Annotated in this window: 9 protein-coding genes; 6 read left to right on the top strand and 3 right to left on the bottom strand. The window is 48.5% G+C overall.

What is annotated here, in order from left to right; all coding sequences use genetic code 11:
• Window positions 1-67 precede the first annotated feature (67 nt).
• Both ACLHR0_RS12545 and ACLHR0_RS12540 read right to left on the bottom strand, forming a co-directional pair.
• On the bottom strand, window positions 68-1399 hold the full coding sequence (locus ACLHR0_RS12545; protein WP_436486994.1) for an ABC1 kinase family protein: 1332 nt from the start codon (window positions 1397-1399) through the stop codon (window positions 68-70).
• A gap of 5 nt (window positions 1400-1404) precedes the next feature.
• A complete protein-coding gene (locus tag ACLHR0_RS12540; protein WP_079470266.1) occupies window positions 1405-2031 on the bottom strand; it encodes a TetR/AcrR family transcriptional regulator in 627 nt (208 codons plus the stop codon).
• Between the two features lie 544 nt (window positions 2032-2575).
• Between ACLHR0_RS12540 and ACLHR0_RS12535 the strand changes: the two genes are divergently transcribed.
• The gene (locus ACLHR0_RS12535; RefSeq protein ID WP_436486992.1) at window positions 2576-3976 is read left to right on the top strand and encodes an RtcB family protein; all 1401 of its coding nucleotides are present in this window, start codon (window positions 2576-2578) and stop codon (window positions 3974-3976) included.
• A gap of 4 nt (window positions 3977-3980) precedes the next feature.
• Window positions 3981-4595, top strand: coding sequence for a peptide chain release factor H (prfH, locus tag ACLHR0_RS12530; RefSeq protein WP_436486990.1), 615 nt, complete (start codon window positions 3981-3983; stop codon window positions 4593-4595).
• Between the two features lie 34 nt (window positions 4596-4629).
• Here the strand turns inward: prfH and ACLHR0_RS12525 are convergent, their stop codons facing one another.
• Window positions 4630-7173, bottom strand: coding sequence for a hypothetical protein (locus ACLHR0_RS12525; RefSeq protein ID WP_436486988.1), 2544 nt, complete (start codon window positions 7171-7173; stop codon window positions 4630-4632).
• A 297-nt stretch (window positions 7174-7470) separates the two neighbouring features.
• Here ACLHR0_RS12525 and ACLHR0_RS12520 point away from each other — a divergent pair, with 297 nt between their 5' ends.
• The 4 genes from ACLHR0_RS12520 to ACLHR0_RS12505 all read left to right on the top strand — a co-directional run bounded on the left by ACLHR0_RS12520 (window position 7471) and on the right by ACLHR0_RS12505 (window position 15689).
• Window positions 7471-10674, top strand: coding sequence for a SusC/RagA family TonB-linked outer membrane protein (locus ACLHR0_RS12520; RefSeq protein WP_436486986.1), 3204 nt, complete (start codon window positions 7471-7473; stop codon window positions 10672-10674).
• A 19-nt stretch (window positions 10675-10693) separates the two neighbouring features.
• Window positions 10694-12499: a RagB/SusD family nutrient uptake outer membrane protein gene (locus tag ACLHR0_RS12515; RefSeq protein ID WP_436486984.1), complete on the top strand. Its 1806-nt coding sequence runs from the start codon at window positions 10694-10696 to the stop codon at window positions 12497-12499.
• A gap of 27 nt (window positions 12500-12526) precedes the next feature.
• Window positions 12527-13453: an endonuclease/exonuclease/phosphatase family protein gene (locus ACLHR0_RS12510; RefSeq protein WP_436486982.1), complete on the top strand. Its 927-nt coding sequence runs from the start codon at window positions 12527-12529 to the stop codon at window positions 13451-13453.
• A 61-nt stretch (window positions 13454-13514) separates the two neighbouring features.
• Window positions 13515-15689 (top strand): GH92 family glycosyl hydrolase, encoded by a 2175-nt coding sequence (locus ACLHR0_RS12505; protein ID WP_436486980.1) that lies wholly within the window; start codon window positions 13515-13517, stop codon window positions 15687-15689.
• Window positions 15690-15702: the final 13 nt, after the last annotated feature.

Below are 15702 nucleotides of genomic sequence, written 5' to 3'. Positions count from 1 at the left end.
ATTGTGATAATTCTACGACTAACATGGAAAAGAACAAAGCTTTCCGGGATTTTCCCCGGAAAGCCTGTTAAGCAATTTTCCTGGCGGTCATCAGCTCCTGTATCCTGGCGGGGCCGGTGATCACATTCGCTTTCAGGTCGCTCAGAATGGAGTATAACCCAAAATAGGTACGGTTAATATAAAGACTATGCCTGGAGCCACGCGCTACCTTTGAATCACGGATCTCTTTCATATTGTAGAGTTCATCCATGTAGGCATATATTTCATTAAAATAAACTTCGTTGCCGAAATCAAAGTTGTCCAGCGTAAAGGGGAGGGTCAGCAAATCGATCATATGCTGGAAAAGGCCGGAGAAGAATTCCACCTCTTTGGGGCTGTCCGACGGATGAATCATTTCCAGGTTGGTATAGATCTGGTGCCGGCGTTTCTCGTCTTTTAACACCTCTTTGTCAACCAGCAGGAAGTAATTCTCATAGAAATCTTCCGGTATTTCCTTTACACAACCAAAATCAAAGATGCCGACAGTGCCATCCGGGCGCATCAGGAAGTTGCCGGGATGCGGGTCTGCATGCACCTGTTTCAGGCTGTGTACCTGGAACTGGTAAAAGTCCCAGAGGGCCTGGCCAATTTTATCCCGCACTTCCTGCGAGGGGGTGGTCAGCAGGAATTCTTTCAGGTGCTGACCATCCAGCCAGTCCATGGTAATGATCCGGTCCGACGACATTTCAGGGTAGTAACCGGGAAATTTCAGGTTAGGAATATGCGCGCATTCCCTGGAAAGGTCCATAGAACGGCGGAGTTCCAGTTTGTAGTCGGTTTCCTCCAGCAGCTTACTTTCTATTTCGTCAAAATATTTGTCCATGTCTACCTCATTCATGCCCACAATGCGGATGGCAAAGGGTTTCACAATACGGAGGTCTGACTTTACGCTATTGGCTACGCCGGGATACTGGATCTTAACGGCCAGCTTTTTACCATCTTTGGTGGCTTTATGCACCTGCCCTATGGAGGCGGCGTTAGAAGCCTGCAGGTCAAACTGGTCGTACAGCTGTGAAGGCGATTTCCCCAATGTCTTTACAAAAGTATTTACTACCAGCGGGCCGCTCAGCGGGGGAGCGCTGTATTGCGACATGGCGAATTTTTCGGTATAGGCTTTCGGCAGCATGCCTTTATCCATACTCAGCATCTGCGCCACTTTCAGTGCGCTGCCTTTCAGGTTACTCAGCGTATCGTAAATATCCGCGGCATTGTCCTGGTGAAGCTCTTCTTTGGTGGTAGAAGGATCCATCAGTTTGCGGGTGTAGTGTTTGATATAGTTGGTACCTACCTTAAATCCTGTCGTAACGAATTTGCCTGCCCTTTCCACTTTGGAAGTGGGAATATTGGATTGTTCTTTCATGATGCTTATTTCCGCGTAAAAATAAATTTCCCGAAGTCCAGCAAACTATCCAGTGTATTGGATTTGATCAGCTGGAAGCTCAGGTTAACCGCTTTTTCAATGGCGGCATCGGTCATTTCAAACTGGTTGCTGGTATCATCCAGCCAGTATTTCAGCACAAACAGGGCCTGTAACCAGAAACCATGTACATACTGGTCGGAGATATATTTCCTTTCCTTGATTTCGCTGGATTGATAACCTTCTTTTACCAGGTCGCTTACATACTTGTTAAACGCGTGACGGAAAGTTTCCAGTTTGTTGCGGTACAGGTCCGGTAACCGGAAGTGTTTGCGCTGCAATAACAGGTAACTCCGGTCTTCCTTCAGCTTCTGCACCCAGAGGAAATAAAAGGCCAGCAATTTTTCCTGCGCATTATATTGCTGATAAATTTCATCTGCATGCAGTTGATCCAATGTTTGTTGGAAGATAGCTAACCAGATATCTTTTTCTACCGCTTCCAGTGAACTGTATTGTTCATAGAATTCGGTTTCAGAAACGTCTACAAGTTTGCAGAGCGCATAAACAGAAACGGGCGCTTTGCCGTTTTCCAGCCAGTACACTTTATAGGCGTTGCGGATGAGCTGTTTGTCCATAAGAAAAAGTTTTATAATGTTGATGTAGCCCGTCCGGAGCGGGTTCCGGAGGTTAAAAATGCGGGTACATACAAATTTACGTCATGCACAGTTATAAACCCTTTTTTATAGGCTGGAGAAATGTTAAAATCTGCGACTATCTGCGCTAAAATTATTATGTGAAAAAAATGCGGCTGTATTTATAAAATAGCTATATCTTTGCACCCGAATTCCTTATTCTTCATCTTTTTAAAATACAAGGAATCATGACAGAACGTACCCACATATCGCTCCTTTCGCTCCTTGCCTGATCAGGCAAACGTTGCTGCTTACCTTTTACATAAGCCGGAATAATACTTGTATGGATCTTATACTTTTTGTATAAATACATTTCGTATATACGGATACGTTAGTGCCTCCGTTTGCTTTATCTCTCCTTTCAGCGGAAGGTGTGTTCCAGCACGGAACAACATTTACATTCATTTATATTTAATACCGCACCGGGTTACCGGCGCCGCCGTGATGTGCCTTTAAAAGCCGCATCACGGCACATACATTACCTTTTATGGGCAGTATAAAAACAAAAGAACTTAGTAAAATAGGTTATACAAACGACCAGGCCAGAAGCCTCGTCATCAATATTATATCAAAGCATTTCAAACACGAAACGAAGACAGATCTTATAGCGCTGTTAACCGCCATCAAAGCTGATCCGGCCAGCTATCGCTCCCACGAAATACTGGGAAAAATAGCTGATACCTTTATGGATGAACCGGTGGAATGCAATTTTCAGTCGTACGACCTGCTGGAAAAAACAGGCCAGCTGAAAGTATACGGCGCCAAAGAAATAGAACGCTCCGCCAAGCAACAAATGGAAACGGCGATGTCTTTGCCTGTTACCATACAGGGCGCCCTCATGCCGGATGCACACACGGGCTACGGCCTGCCTATCGGCGGCGTACTGGCTACAGATAATGCCGTGCTGCCGTTTGCAGTAGGCGTGGATATTGGCTGCCGAATGGCGCTCACCATCTTTGATGAAGGTGAAAGCTTTTTAAAACGCTTCTCCCACCAGGTAAAAGTGGCGTTGAAAGAATACACGCACTTTGGCATGGAAGGCGGCCTGGAATTTCCACAAGAACATGAAGTGCTCGACAGCACAGCGTTCCAGTCGACAGAATTGTTGCGGAAATTACAAGCCAAAGCTGCGCGGCAGTTAGGTTCTTCCGGCAGCGGCAACCATTTTGTGGAAATCGGTTTAATAGAACTGAAGGAAGACAATGCCTTGCAGCTGCCACCCAAAAAGTACCTGGCATTGCTGTCGCATTCCGGCAGCCGTGGCCTGGGCGCTAACATCGCGCAGCATTACACGCGCATCGCTATGGACACCTGCAAGCTGCCAAAGTCGGCGCAACAGCTGGCCTGGCTGGATCTCAACAGCGAAGCGGGGCAGGAATACTGGCTGGCCATGAACCTGGCCGGTGATTATGCCAAAGCGTGCCACGACCGCATTCACCTCAACCTCATGAAGGCGCTGGGTTTGCAGTCGCTCGCAAAAGTGGAAAATCACCACAACTTTGCCTGGGAAGATACTCTGGCAAACGGTCAGTCCGTGATCATTCACCGCAAAGGCGCTACCCCGGCTCATGCCGGCGAAATGGGCATCATTCCCGGCAGCATGTGCACTGCAGCCTACCTCGTAATGGGAAAGGGCGTGGACAATGCTTTATACTCCGCCTCCCACGGCGCAGGCAGGGCCATGAGCCGCAAAAGGGCCAAAGAAAGCATGACCGTATCCGGTTTGAAAAAAATGCTGGCCGCTGCAGGTGTTACCCTCATCGGCGGCAGCGTGGAAGAAAACCCGCTGGCGTATAAAGACATTGAAGATGTTATCAGCGCACAACAGGAATTAGTAGACATACAGGGCCGGTTTATGCCCGCCATTGTAAGAATGAATAAAGACTAACAACATGGAACAAATGATTATACAGATCACCTCGGGCCGCGGCCCTGCAGAATGTTGCAGGGTAGTGGCAAAGGTGCAGGAAATAATGATAAAGGAAGGCCGCGCAGCAGGCATCAGCATACAGGTATTGGAAAATATCAAAGGAGATATTAACGGTACCCTGCTTTCTGCTACGCTGCTGCTCAAGGGGAAAAATGTAATGGCTTTTTGCGGATCGTGGGAAGGTACGGTGCAGTGGATTGCACAAAGTCCCTACCGTAAATTTCACAAACGTAAAAACTGGTTCGTGGGCGTATCTGTATTCGATATCAAAAAACAGGTGCAGTGGAATCCGAAAGACGTAACGCTGGAAACCTGCCGGGCCGCGGGTCCGGGCGGTCAGCATGTGAATAAAGTGGAAACCGCCGTACGTGGTATCCACCGCCCCAGCGGATTACAGGTGCTGGCAATGGACAGCCGCTCACAACTGCAGAATAAACAGCTATGCCTGGAACGGCTGGAAGCAAAGTTCCTCGCCTGGCAAACGGACGAGCTGGTAAAACAGCAGCAGGACCGCTGGCAGGAGCATAATGAACTGGAAAGAGGGGATGCGGTGAAAGTGATCCGCCAACGGTTGTAAGAAGAAGGTGTATCGGATGGTACACCTTCTTAATTTAATATTGCTCTATCGCCTTCGTATATTCTATCTCAAACGTTTCTCCGTAAATCCTTTCATACTCGGCAATAAATGAAGTGTATATTTTCTTCGCAGACGCATGCTGCCGCAGCGTTACCAATGCCTTGCATTTTAGCATCACCGCTTCTTCACACAGCGAATCGAAGGTGAGAATACAATCACAGATACTGATCACCTCTTCCGGCTCCGCTGCATGTTCCTCCAGGTGGTGGATCAGCAGCGGAATTGCCTGCGCGGAAATATCCGCTTTGAATTTGTCCAGCCACGGGTATTCTGTTTCCTGCAAAAAAGCGCCTCTTTTTACAATGTCTGCAACCCGGTGAATATTGCTTCCATCGATTGTAATAACGGACAATAAGTGCAGGTACTCGGCCAGATCAACCTGTATCTGCGGATCGTCAAAATGAAAGATCCATTTATCGTTTTCTTTTGCGAGCGTATAGGCGCCGGTTTTATCGAGAATACTTTTCAGCTTCACAATATTTACAGAGCGGTTATTTTTGGCATCTTTCACAGAGCGCCCCGGCCATAGTATTTCATTGATTTTTTCGGAAGATATACCCGTTTTACCCGGTAAGGAATGCAGGAATAATAACAGGAACAGTTCTTTTAGCAGCGGGCTGAATAACCGGGTGATATCGTTGCCTTCTTTGTCGAGTACCGTGAAATGCCCGAATAAATAAACAGCCGATGCTGGTTGCGCGGGAAGGATAGTTGTTGCCGGTACCGGCGGCGCTGGCGCTTCCTGCTGTGGCTCAGTGGGCATTACCGGCTCATCATCTTCCTTTACTGTTTTATTAATTTTTACAGCAGAAATTCCAGCCGCCAGCAAAAACAGGGAAAACCCAATGGCTATTGCCAGCAGCAGCCTCATAACGTATTCGGGTATACGCTCATTGGCGGGGGCTTTTACAGCAAGGCCGTAAGGTGAAAAACTAAGCGTATATATTTTTGCCTTTGTAATGTTATTTTTTGGAGAGAAGAAGGTAATGGCTACCAGCTTATCATTTTGTGGGCAATAGAACAGGTAGGCAGCTGATTTGGTATCGTAGAAATTGTACGGCAAACTGGCCGCCATTTTAACATATGTAGGGTTTTTCAGCGAACCCCGGATCAGCTGCAGGGAAGAATTCATGCGGTCATTGGGAAATGTCAGTGCAAAATATTCCTGGTGCGCGCTGTTGATGATCATGTTACCGGCCAAAGCAAAAGGTTCTTCCGGTTCCTTCAGCTTATAAATAGTTTTGAAGGTCCTGCGCTTTACATCAAACAGCATGAGGTCGTACAGCGCATGTGGATTCAGCAGCTGGTCACCGGTAATACTGCCGTAGCCACCCAGTATATAAACAGAATCCCCCGCGTTGTTGGCGCCGGCGGCGGCTAAGTAGCGTGGCGTGAAAAAGTCGCCGGTTACATGTACGGTATCCCAGTTCTGATGACCAGGATCATACCGGTGTACCTCATTTTTATAGCGGAAGTCGCCATATCCGCCCAGTGAATAAATGGCGCTGTCGTATAAGGAGAAGAAAATATTGGAATGCCAGTAGTTGGTTACTGCATCCGCATCAATAGACTGACTCCAGCTGGCGGTACCCGAATCAAACCGGGCCACCTGTTGCCTGTCGGGAAATAAATTGTACAGTTGATGCCGCGCAATGTCGTATGCCGACCGGATCCCGGCGGGAGTGCCTTGTGGCTGCCCGAGCGTACTGGCAGCCAATGTGTGCGAACTGCAACTGTATTGATATATGGAATCCCTCCCCGTGATATACACATTTTCAGTAGCGGGGTTCATCGCTACACTGGCATTGCTGTTAATAGAAAAGGAGTCGGCCAGCTGCCATTCGGTGAATTGTGGCCGCAGCCAAATGGGGTTTTTAATGGTGGCAGTTTGCCCGGTGAACCCATCTTTTGCAACCGTACCGCTTACCTGGTCCAGCGGCCAGTGGTGCAGCAACTCCTGCCCGGCGGAAATTTTCACATCCTTGAGCCGCATGGGCGCTACATCAAAGGTTTTGAATGTTTTGCGGTAATTGGCGCCGAAGCAAATATTCAGCTGGTGTCCGGAAATAACCGGGTGACGGATACTCTTTACTGCTTTCCCGTTTACAGTAACGAGCAGCGTATGCGCACGGGTGTTAATGTCCAGCCGGATGTTATTCCATTGATGGTACAGGGAATCCCGGTCTATCTTAAAAGAAATCCCGGAAAATTCATTACCGGTAACCACATTAAACGCATACGTATGTACATTATATATCAGGTCAATATTTTGTTTCTTTTCATCGGTTATCCGGAAAATATACCCGAAATAGGAAGAAGAAAAAGGAAGGAAAGACAGGTCAAACGAAAGGGCATATTTATCTTTCACAACCAAAGGTTGCCCGGGGAAAAGATCAAGGGAAGTGCGCGATTCCTGCGGGATATTCTTGCACGCAAACTCCAGTCCGTAAGCTTCCTGGGCTTTGCTGATGATAGTAATAGTCAGTAACGTTAATAACAAAAGAGTAGATCTGTACATTGGCGGCCTTACAATTATTGCTGTAAGAATTTTTCAATTATCCTATGGTAAAAGCGGGTCACCGGCTTTCAATAACGTGGCAAATTACTCGCTAAATAAGTATTATCTCCGATCTGAAAGTTAACTTTAGTTTAAGAAACTTTTCTAGTGTTAATTTAGGCGATTATACACGCATTTCATAATTTATTTTGGGTTAATTCACGCCATTAATCACCAGTTAACCCGCCCGTTAACCCGCACTTCCTTATTTGCAGCAGACATTTTATTATTCCTGATCTACAAAATCAAAGAATCACCATGAAGAGATGGTTATGCATTCTACTGCTGCTAGGCTACGCATTCAGAAGCACTGCGCAATCGCACCCGGTAAAGGGCAGGGTGGTCGACGACGCCGGCCAGCCGTTGCTGGGGGTGTCTATTAAACTGTCGGGCACGGGCACCGGTACCAACACCGATACCAAGGGTAATTTCAGTATCAATGCTACTGCCGGCGACCGCCTCATATTCAGTTTTGTCGGATACAAACCGGATACCCTCGCCGTAGGTAATCAAACTAATATCCAGGTAGTATTAAAAGATAATATATCCAACCTCAATGACGTGGTAGTGGTAGGATACGGTACGCAGAAGAAAGCAAATCTTACCGGGGCCGTTGCACAGGTATCCGGTAAAGTACTGGAAAACCGCCCGCTTCCAAACCTCAGTCAGGGGTTACAGGGCATGATCCCCAACCTCAACCTGGTACCCGGCGATGGAAAACCGATCCAGTCGCCCGCCTATAATATCCGCGGTACAACATCTATCGGACAGGGAGGAAGTGCCCTTATCCTTATCGATGGGGTAGAAGGGGATCCGGCTATGCTCAACCCCGCCGACGTGGCCAGCGTCACTGTATTAAAAGATGCATCTTCTGCCGCCATTTATGGCGCAAGAGCCGCATTCGGCGTGGTACTCATCACCACAAAAACACCGGTGAAAGACAGGCTGAGTGTGAGCTACTCCTCTAATTACTCTATTAAAAAGCCTACTACCGTTCCCGATATGGTGACTAACGGTTACGAATATGCCAAAAACTTCAATGAGGCCTGGAGCGCCTGGAATGATTATTCCCAGTCGCCGCAAAACATCAATAAAACACAACCCTTCTCCAAAGCATACCTGGATGCCCTGAAAGCGCATGAGGATGATCCCTCCCTGCCAAAAACAATCGTGAATGCCGCAGGTAACTATGAGTATTATGGCAATACCGACTGGTACGGCCTGCTATATAAAAACCATACCACCGCTACAGACCAGAATCTCACCGTTTCCGGCAGCAGCGGTAAAGCCAGCTACTACCTCACGGGTCGTTATTATGGCCAGGATGGGTTGTTCCGCTTTAACACCGACGATTATAAAATGTATAACCTGCGCGCAAAAGGAAACATCCAGCTGTTCCCCTTTTTACAGGTGTATAACAATACAGAATTTTCCAACAGGGATTATCACAACCCGCTCAACGTAGGCGAAGGGGGTGGTATCTGGCGCAATATGGCCGATGAAGCGCATCCTTCTTCCATGCTGCTCAACCCGGATGGTACCCTCACCGCCTCTGCCGCTTACACGGTAGGGGATATGTATTATGGTAAAAACGGACTCGACTGGAACAAACAGGTATTCAGAAACACCACCGGCTTTATAGCAAATATTTATAAAGATAAATTCAGGCTGAAAGGCGACTTTACCTTCCAGAATACCGCCGATAACCAGAAACGTTTACGCGTACCCGTACCTTACAGCGCAGCGCCAGGTGTAATTGCTTATGTGGGCAACGCCTACAACGATCTTATGATGAGCAATTACAATACCCTCTACCTCGCCTCTAATCTGTATGGTGAATATGAAAACCGTTTTGGGGGAGATGTGCATTACTTTAAAGCCCTCGTTGGGTTCAACTATGAGCAGTCGACCTACAAAGGATTCGCTACCACCCGCAACGGCCTGGTGTACAGCGATGCCAAAGATCTCAGTCTCGCGCTCGGCACCAATGTAAACACCACCGGCGGCTACGACCGCTGGGCCATCATGGGTGAATTCTTCCGGTTGAACTATGCATATAAAGACCGCTACCTCGTGGAAGTGAACGGCCGCTACGACGGTTCGTCGAAATTTCCTTCCGATCAGCGCTATGCTTTCTTCCCCTCCGTATCCGCAGGCTGGCGGGTAGCACAGGAACCTTTCTGGAAAGTATCACCAAAAATTATTTCCGATCTGAAAATAAGAGGATCCTATGGTTCCCTGGGTAATGGTAATGTGGCATCCTACGCCTACCAGGAAAAACTGGCCATCACACAATCATCCCGCGTGATCAACGGTGTAAAGCAGCAACAAACATCACAACCTGTGGTGCTGCCGGATGGCCTTACCTGGGAAACCTCCACCACCCGCGACCTCGGACTGGACCTCTCTGCTATCAATGACCATCTCACCATTAGCGGGGACGCCTATACGAGAATCACCAAAAATATGTTCACCGTAGGACAAACACTTCCCGCTGTATTTGGTACAGATGTACCCAAAGGAAACTATGCCGACCTGAAAACAGTAGGATGGGAAGTAACTGTGGGGTGGAAAGACCAGTTTAATGTAGCAGCAAAGCCACTGCACTACGCAGTAAGCGTTTCTATGGCCGATTATAAAGCCACCATCACCAAATACAACAACACCAATAATAAACTCACGGATTATTATGTGGGGCAGCGCTTCGGTGAAATATGGGGTTATACCAACGATGGCTACTGGACAAAAGATAACGTATCCCAGGCCGCCAAAACACAGGCCCTCTTTAAAGCCTCCAACAGCGGACAATGGCTGCCAGGCGATATCCGGTTTAAAAACCTGGACGGCGATCCTAATATTAATAATGGTGCAAATACACTTAGCCAGCATGGAGATCTTACCATCATCGGTGATACCCTGCCGCGGTATACCTATGGCATCAACCTGAGCGCCGACTGGAATAACTTCTTTATCGGCGCCTTCTTCCAGGGTGTATTACAACAGGATTGGTGGCCGGGATCAGAGTCAGATGTATTCTGGGGACAGTATAACAGGCCCTATAACTTTATGCCTAAATCACAGCAGGGAAAGATCTGGTCGGAAGACAACCCGGATGCATACTTCCCACGCTATCGCGGGTATGTGGCGCAAAACGGCGCGGGTGAATTAAACCCGCCGCAATCAAAATACCTGCAAAATGTGGCATACATACGGCTCAAAAACCTGCAGCTGGGTTATAACCTCCCACACTCGCTGGTATCGCGTGCCAGGATGACGTCCGCACGCGTTTATCTCTCCGCGGAAAACCTCTGGTCGTGGTCGCCGCTGTATAAAGTTACCCGCGACCTTGATGTGGAAAGTATCCGCCGTTCCGATGCTGTAACGGATCAGAACAGTTCCGGTAATGGTAATAATTATCCCATTTTGAAAAGCTATACGATCGGGATCAACATCACACTCTGATAAATAAAAAGGAAAAGCTATGCAACAATATATAACTGCATTACTCCGGAAAAGGGCGGCACTGATACTGGCAGCAGGGATGTTTATGACCGGTTGTGCAAAGAACCTGGATCAATCGCCGGTATCCACCGCCACTAAAGACGCCGTGTTTGGAAGTGCCGATGGTCTGAAACTCTATGCTAACTCTTTCTACGACGTACTACCCGGTATCAATGATATCTATAAAGCAGACGGAATGGCCGATTACAGTGCCGTGAATTCCGTTCCAGATTTTTTACGACAGGGCGGATATACTTCCAGGACTGCTACGGGATGGGACTGGAAAAATTTGCGCAACATCAATTATTTTATCGCCAACTGTACTGATCAGCGCGTACCGGAAGCAATAAGAAATAACTACCTCGGACTGGCCCGTTTTTTCAGGGCATACTTTTACTTCGATAAAATAAAACGTTTCGGCAATGTACCCTGGATTGGTAAACCCTTTGAAGTAGATGATCCCGCGTTATATGCAGGCCGTGATCCGCGTACAAAGATCATGGACTCCGTGATCGCCGACCTGGACTACGCCGCTGCCAATATTACGCTCACCAATGATCCTACCTGCAGCCAGATCACTAAAAATGTGGTGTACGGATTTAAATCGCGCGTATGCCTGTTTGAAGGCACCTTCCGCAAATACCAGACGCAGCTGGGCTTGGCGGGTGGGGCCGACAGTCTCCTGACCGCCGCTGCCGCCGCCGCTAAAACGGTGATCGATAGTAAGGCGTTTAGTTTGAACCAGATCGGTGGCGCCACGGCCTCATATCGGCAATTATTTACCAGCACGGCGCCGGTTACCGCTGAAGTGATGCTGGCCAATATTGCCAATGCCAGTCTCGGCGCCTTTAACGATGCCAACTGGTGGTATACCAGCGCAACCTATGGCTCCCGGCTTAGTTTCACCCGCAAATTTGTGAACACTTATCTCAATGTGGATGGTACGCCTTTTACCAGCACACCGGGATATGATACGCTGCCGTTTAATAAAGAAACACTGGGCCGCGATAACCGCCTTCAGCAAACCATCCGCACGCCGGGATACAAGCGCACCAGCAACGGAACTGTGGTGTCTGCACCGCCGGTATTTTCGTATACCTATACAGGTTATATGCCTATTAAATGGTGCCTGGACGACACTTATTACGATAATGGTACCAACAACATCAACGCTATTAGCCTCATGCGCTATGCGGAAATCCTGCTGAACTATGCGGAGGCCCGCGCAGAACTGAAGCTGCTCAGCGATGATGACTGGAAAATAACCGTAGGCGCACTGCGTGCCCGTGCCGGTATTACCGGTGGTATTGCCAGTAAACCGGTGGTCATTGATAGCTATTTAAAAAGCAATTATTTTAACGATATTACCGATCCTTCCCTGCTGGAAATCAGGCGGGAAAGAGGCATAGAGCTGGTACTGGAAGGCTTCCGTTTTTATGACCTGGTAAGATGGAGACAGGCGCCGTTGCTCACTGGTTCCTGGAACGGTATGTACGTGCCGGCGCTGAATGTGCCGATGGATCTCGACAGCGATGGCGTATTGGATGTTTGCTTCTATCAAACGATGCCGGCCAATCCTGTAAAGGGAGTTACCTATATCAACGTATCTCCTCAACTGGGTAGCGGAGTAAATCCACAGCAGCTGTCGCATGGCACTTACGGTGAACTGCATTGGCTGGATAACGTACCAAAAGAATGGCTGGAACGCAAGTACCTGTATCCCATTCCTTACAACGACCTTCAGCTCAATCCAAACCTGCTGCAGAATCCAGGCTGGGAAGAGTAGTATTGATAACCGTATAAATAGCAACAGATGAAGAAAAGCATAATGCTGGTAATGGCCTGTGTAGTCATTTTCTCCTACGGGGTAAAAGCGCAAAAGTTTAATGTAGCCACCTACAATATGCGCAATGATAACAACAAAGACGATTCCATTGCAGGCAATGGCTGGAAACAGCGGTTCCCGGTGATCGCCTCGCTGATTGCGTTCCACGACTTTGACATTTTTGGTACCCAGGAATGTTTATACCACCAGCTGGAAGATGTGAAAAACAGCCTGCCCGGTTACGATTATATCGGCATAGGCCGCGACGATGGCAAAACAAAAGGAGAATACTCGGCTATCTTCTATAAAACATCGAAATTCAAACTGCTGAAAAAAGGTGATTTCTGGATGTCCACCATTACCGACCGGCCCAATAAAGGATGGGATGCTGTGCTGCCCAGGATTTGCTCCTGGGGCGAGTTTAAAGAAATTAAAACAGGATTTACCTTTTATTTCTTTAACCTCCACATGGATCATGTGGGTGTGGTTGCCCGCTCAGAAAGTGCAAAACTGATCCTTGCAAAAATAAAAGAGATGACCGGTAACAAACCGGTGATCCTTACCGGCGATTTCAACGTAGACCAAACCAGTGATTCGTATGCAGTACTGCACACCTCCGGTGTTTTGGAAGACGCATATGAAACCACCGCCATCCGCTACGCGCTGAACGGTACCTTCAACAGCTTTAAAACCGACAGCAAAACGGACAGTCGTATCGATCATATTTTTCTGACCAAACAGTTTAAAGTGAGCCGTTATGGTATCCTTACCGATACCTATCGCAGCAAACGCCCGGAGGGCGCCACTCCTGAGGCAAACGCCAACTTCCCCAAAGAAGTGCGTATGTCAAAATATATTGCCAGGGAGCCGTCAGATCACTTCCCCGTAATGGCTACGGTGGAATACCGTAAATAATCACCTCTTTTTTATCAACACGGGCCTGCTGATGCGGGCCCGTGTTATGAACAGGCATTCTATGCAGTCACCTTTCTGTTACCTGCCGGTAATCGCCTTACTGTTTCTATATGGTTGCAGCACCAACCCGCAAATTAGTACAGAACAGTATATCGACCCTACTATCGGCAATATTTCCACGTTATTGCAGCCGACCAGGCCTGTGATGCAGCTGCCCAATCAAATGATCCGCGTATACCCGTTGAGGAAAGATCACACCGATGATCAGGTCAGCGGATTTCCATTGCAGGTGGCCGCACACAACAGCGGGCCTTTGTTTGTTGTACAACCTGCTACCGGTAAACTTACACCCGCCGCCTGGCAACAAAAACAAACCTACGACCGGGAAATTATTCACCCCTGGTATTATCACGCCGATTTGCTGGAAAGCAATACCACTGTGGAGTTCACGCCAGGAAGTAAAACAGGGATCTATCGTTTTACCTATCTTGCCGGCATGCGGAAATATTTATTGCTCGATAGCGCCGGGTATCACACCAACGGAACCTCCCTTACTGCACAAACATTTTATCATGATGATGTACCGGTATACTTGTATGGAGAATTTAATACGCCCGTTAACGTTATAACGCTCACGGATACACTGCAATACCTTTCCTTCCCGGATACCACCACTGACATCATTACCCTGAAGTACGCCATTTCTTATGTTAGCATGGCGAGTGCGGAAAATAGTTTTAAACGGGAGATAGGTAACAGGAATTTCACCGCAGTACAAAATAATGCTCAGCAGCGATGGAAGGCAATAACCGATCAGATCAGGGTAGAAGGGGGCACCACAGCGCAGCGCCGCTCTTTTTATACAGCCCTGTACCGCTGCCACGAGCGGATGGTGGATATCGCAGAAGATACGCTTTACTACAGCGGGTATAATAAAAAAGTAAATCATACTACCCGCCCGTTTTATGTAGATGACGCCACCTGGGATACCTACCAGGCGCTGCATCCCCTTCGCATGATCCTCCACCCGCAACAGGAAGCCGACATGCTGCAGTCCTATACGGAAATGTACCGGCAAAGTGGCTGGATGCCGACCTTTCCCCGGTTGTATGGCGATCATCCCTGTATGAACGGGTTTCACAGCACCATTGTTTTCCTCGATGCCCTGCGCAAAGGCATTCCGTTAACAGACCCGGATACAGCATACGCCGGGATGAAGAAGAACGCATTGATGGCTACCATGCTGCCCTGGCGCAATGGACCCAATGGTCCGCTCGATTCTTTTTATTACACCCACGGATATTATCCTGCTTTATCACCCGGCGACAGTGAAACCGTCAACACCGTACATCCTTTTGAAAAGCGGCAGGCGGTAGCCGTTACGTTAGGGCATAGTTACGATGACTGGGCCTTGTCGCAATTCGCAGCGGCATTAAAGCAGGATGCCGATGCCCGGCTGTTTGCTGCGCGCGGCGAAAATTACCGCCACCTCTGGAACCCGGGCAATGGCTTTTTTATGCCAAAGGATGCTGCCGGCAACTGGATCAATATAGATCCCGCTTTCGACGGCGGGCCTGGTGGCCGCGACTATTACGATGAAAACAACGGCTGGACCTATCTCTGGCAGGTGCAACATAACCTCCCTGCGCTCATCAGTTTAATGGGCGGCGAAAAACGTTTTGAAGCCAGGTTGGATGAACTGTTCCGCAAAGATCCCGGCATGCCCCGTTATGAACTATGGCACAAGTTCCCGGATGCCACTGGCCTCGTGGGACAATTTTCTATGGGCAACGAACCCGGCTTTCACATTCCCTGGCTGTATAATTATGCCGGCGCCCCCTGGAAAACGCAGAAGCGCGTCCGCTTTTTACTGGACCTCTGGTTTAAAGACAATGTATTCGGTATCCCCGGCGACGAAGATGGCGGCGGCATGAGCGCCTTTGTAGTGTTTGCCTCTATGGGCTTTTACCCCGTTACGCCCGGTATCCCCATCTATACCATCGGCAGTCCCATATTCAGCAGGATCACCATTACCCTTCCGGAAAACCGCCGCTTCACCATTATTGCCAACCACTGTTCGGATACCAATAAATATATCCAAAGCGCCCGCCTGAACGGAGAAGTACTTACCTCTCCCTTTTTCACCCACCAGCAACTCATGCAGGGCGGTACACTGGAGCTGGAAATGGGGCGCTCGCCCGATCGCCGCTGGGGAGCGAGCGTACACGCCCTCTAGCGAGGATCGCCTT

This window comes from Chitinophaga sp. ARDCPP14 (genome assembly GCF_051362515.1).
GTDB lineage: Bacteria > Bacteroidota > Bacteroidia > Chitinophagales > Chitinophagaceae > Chitinophaga.
This window is presented reverse-complemented; position numbering and strand designations above follow the sequence as displayed.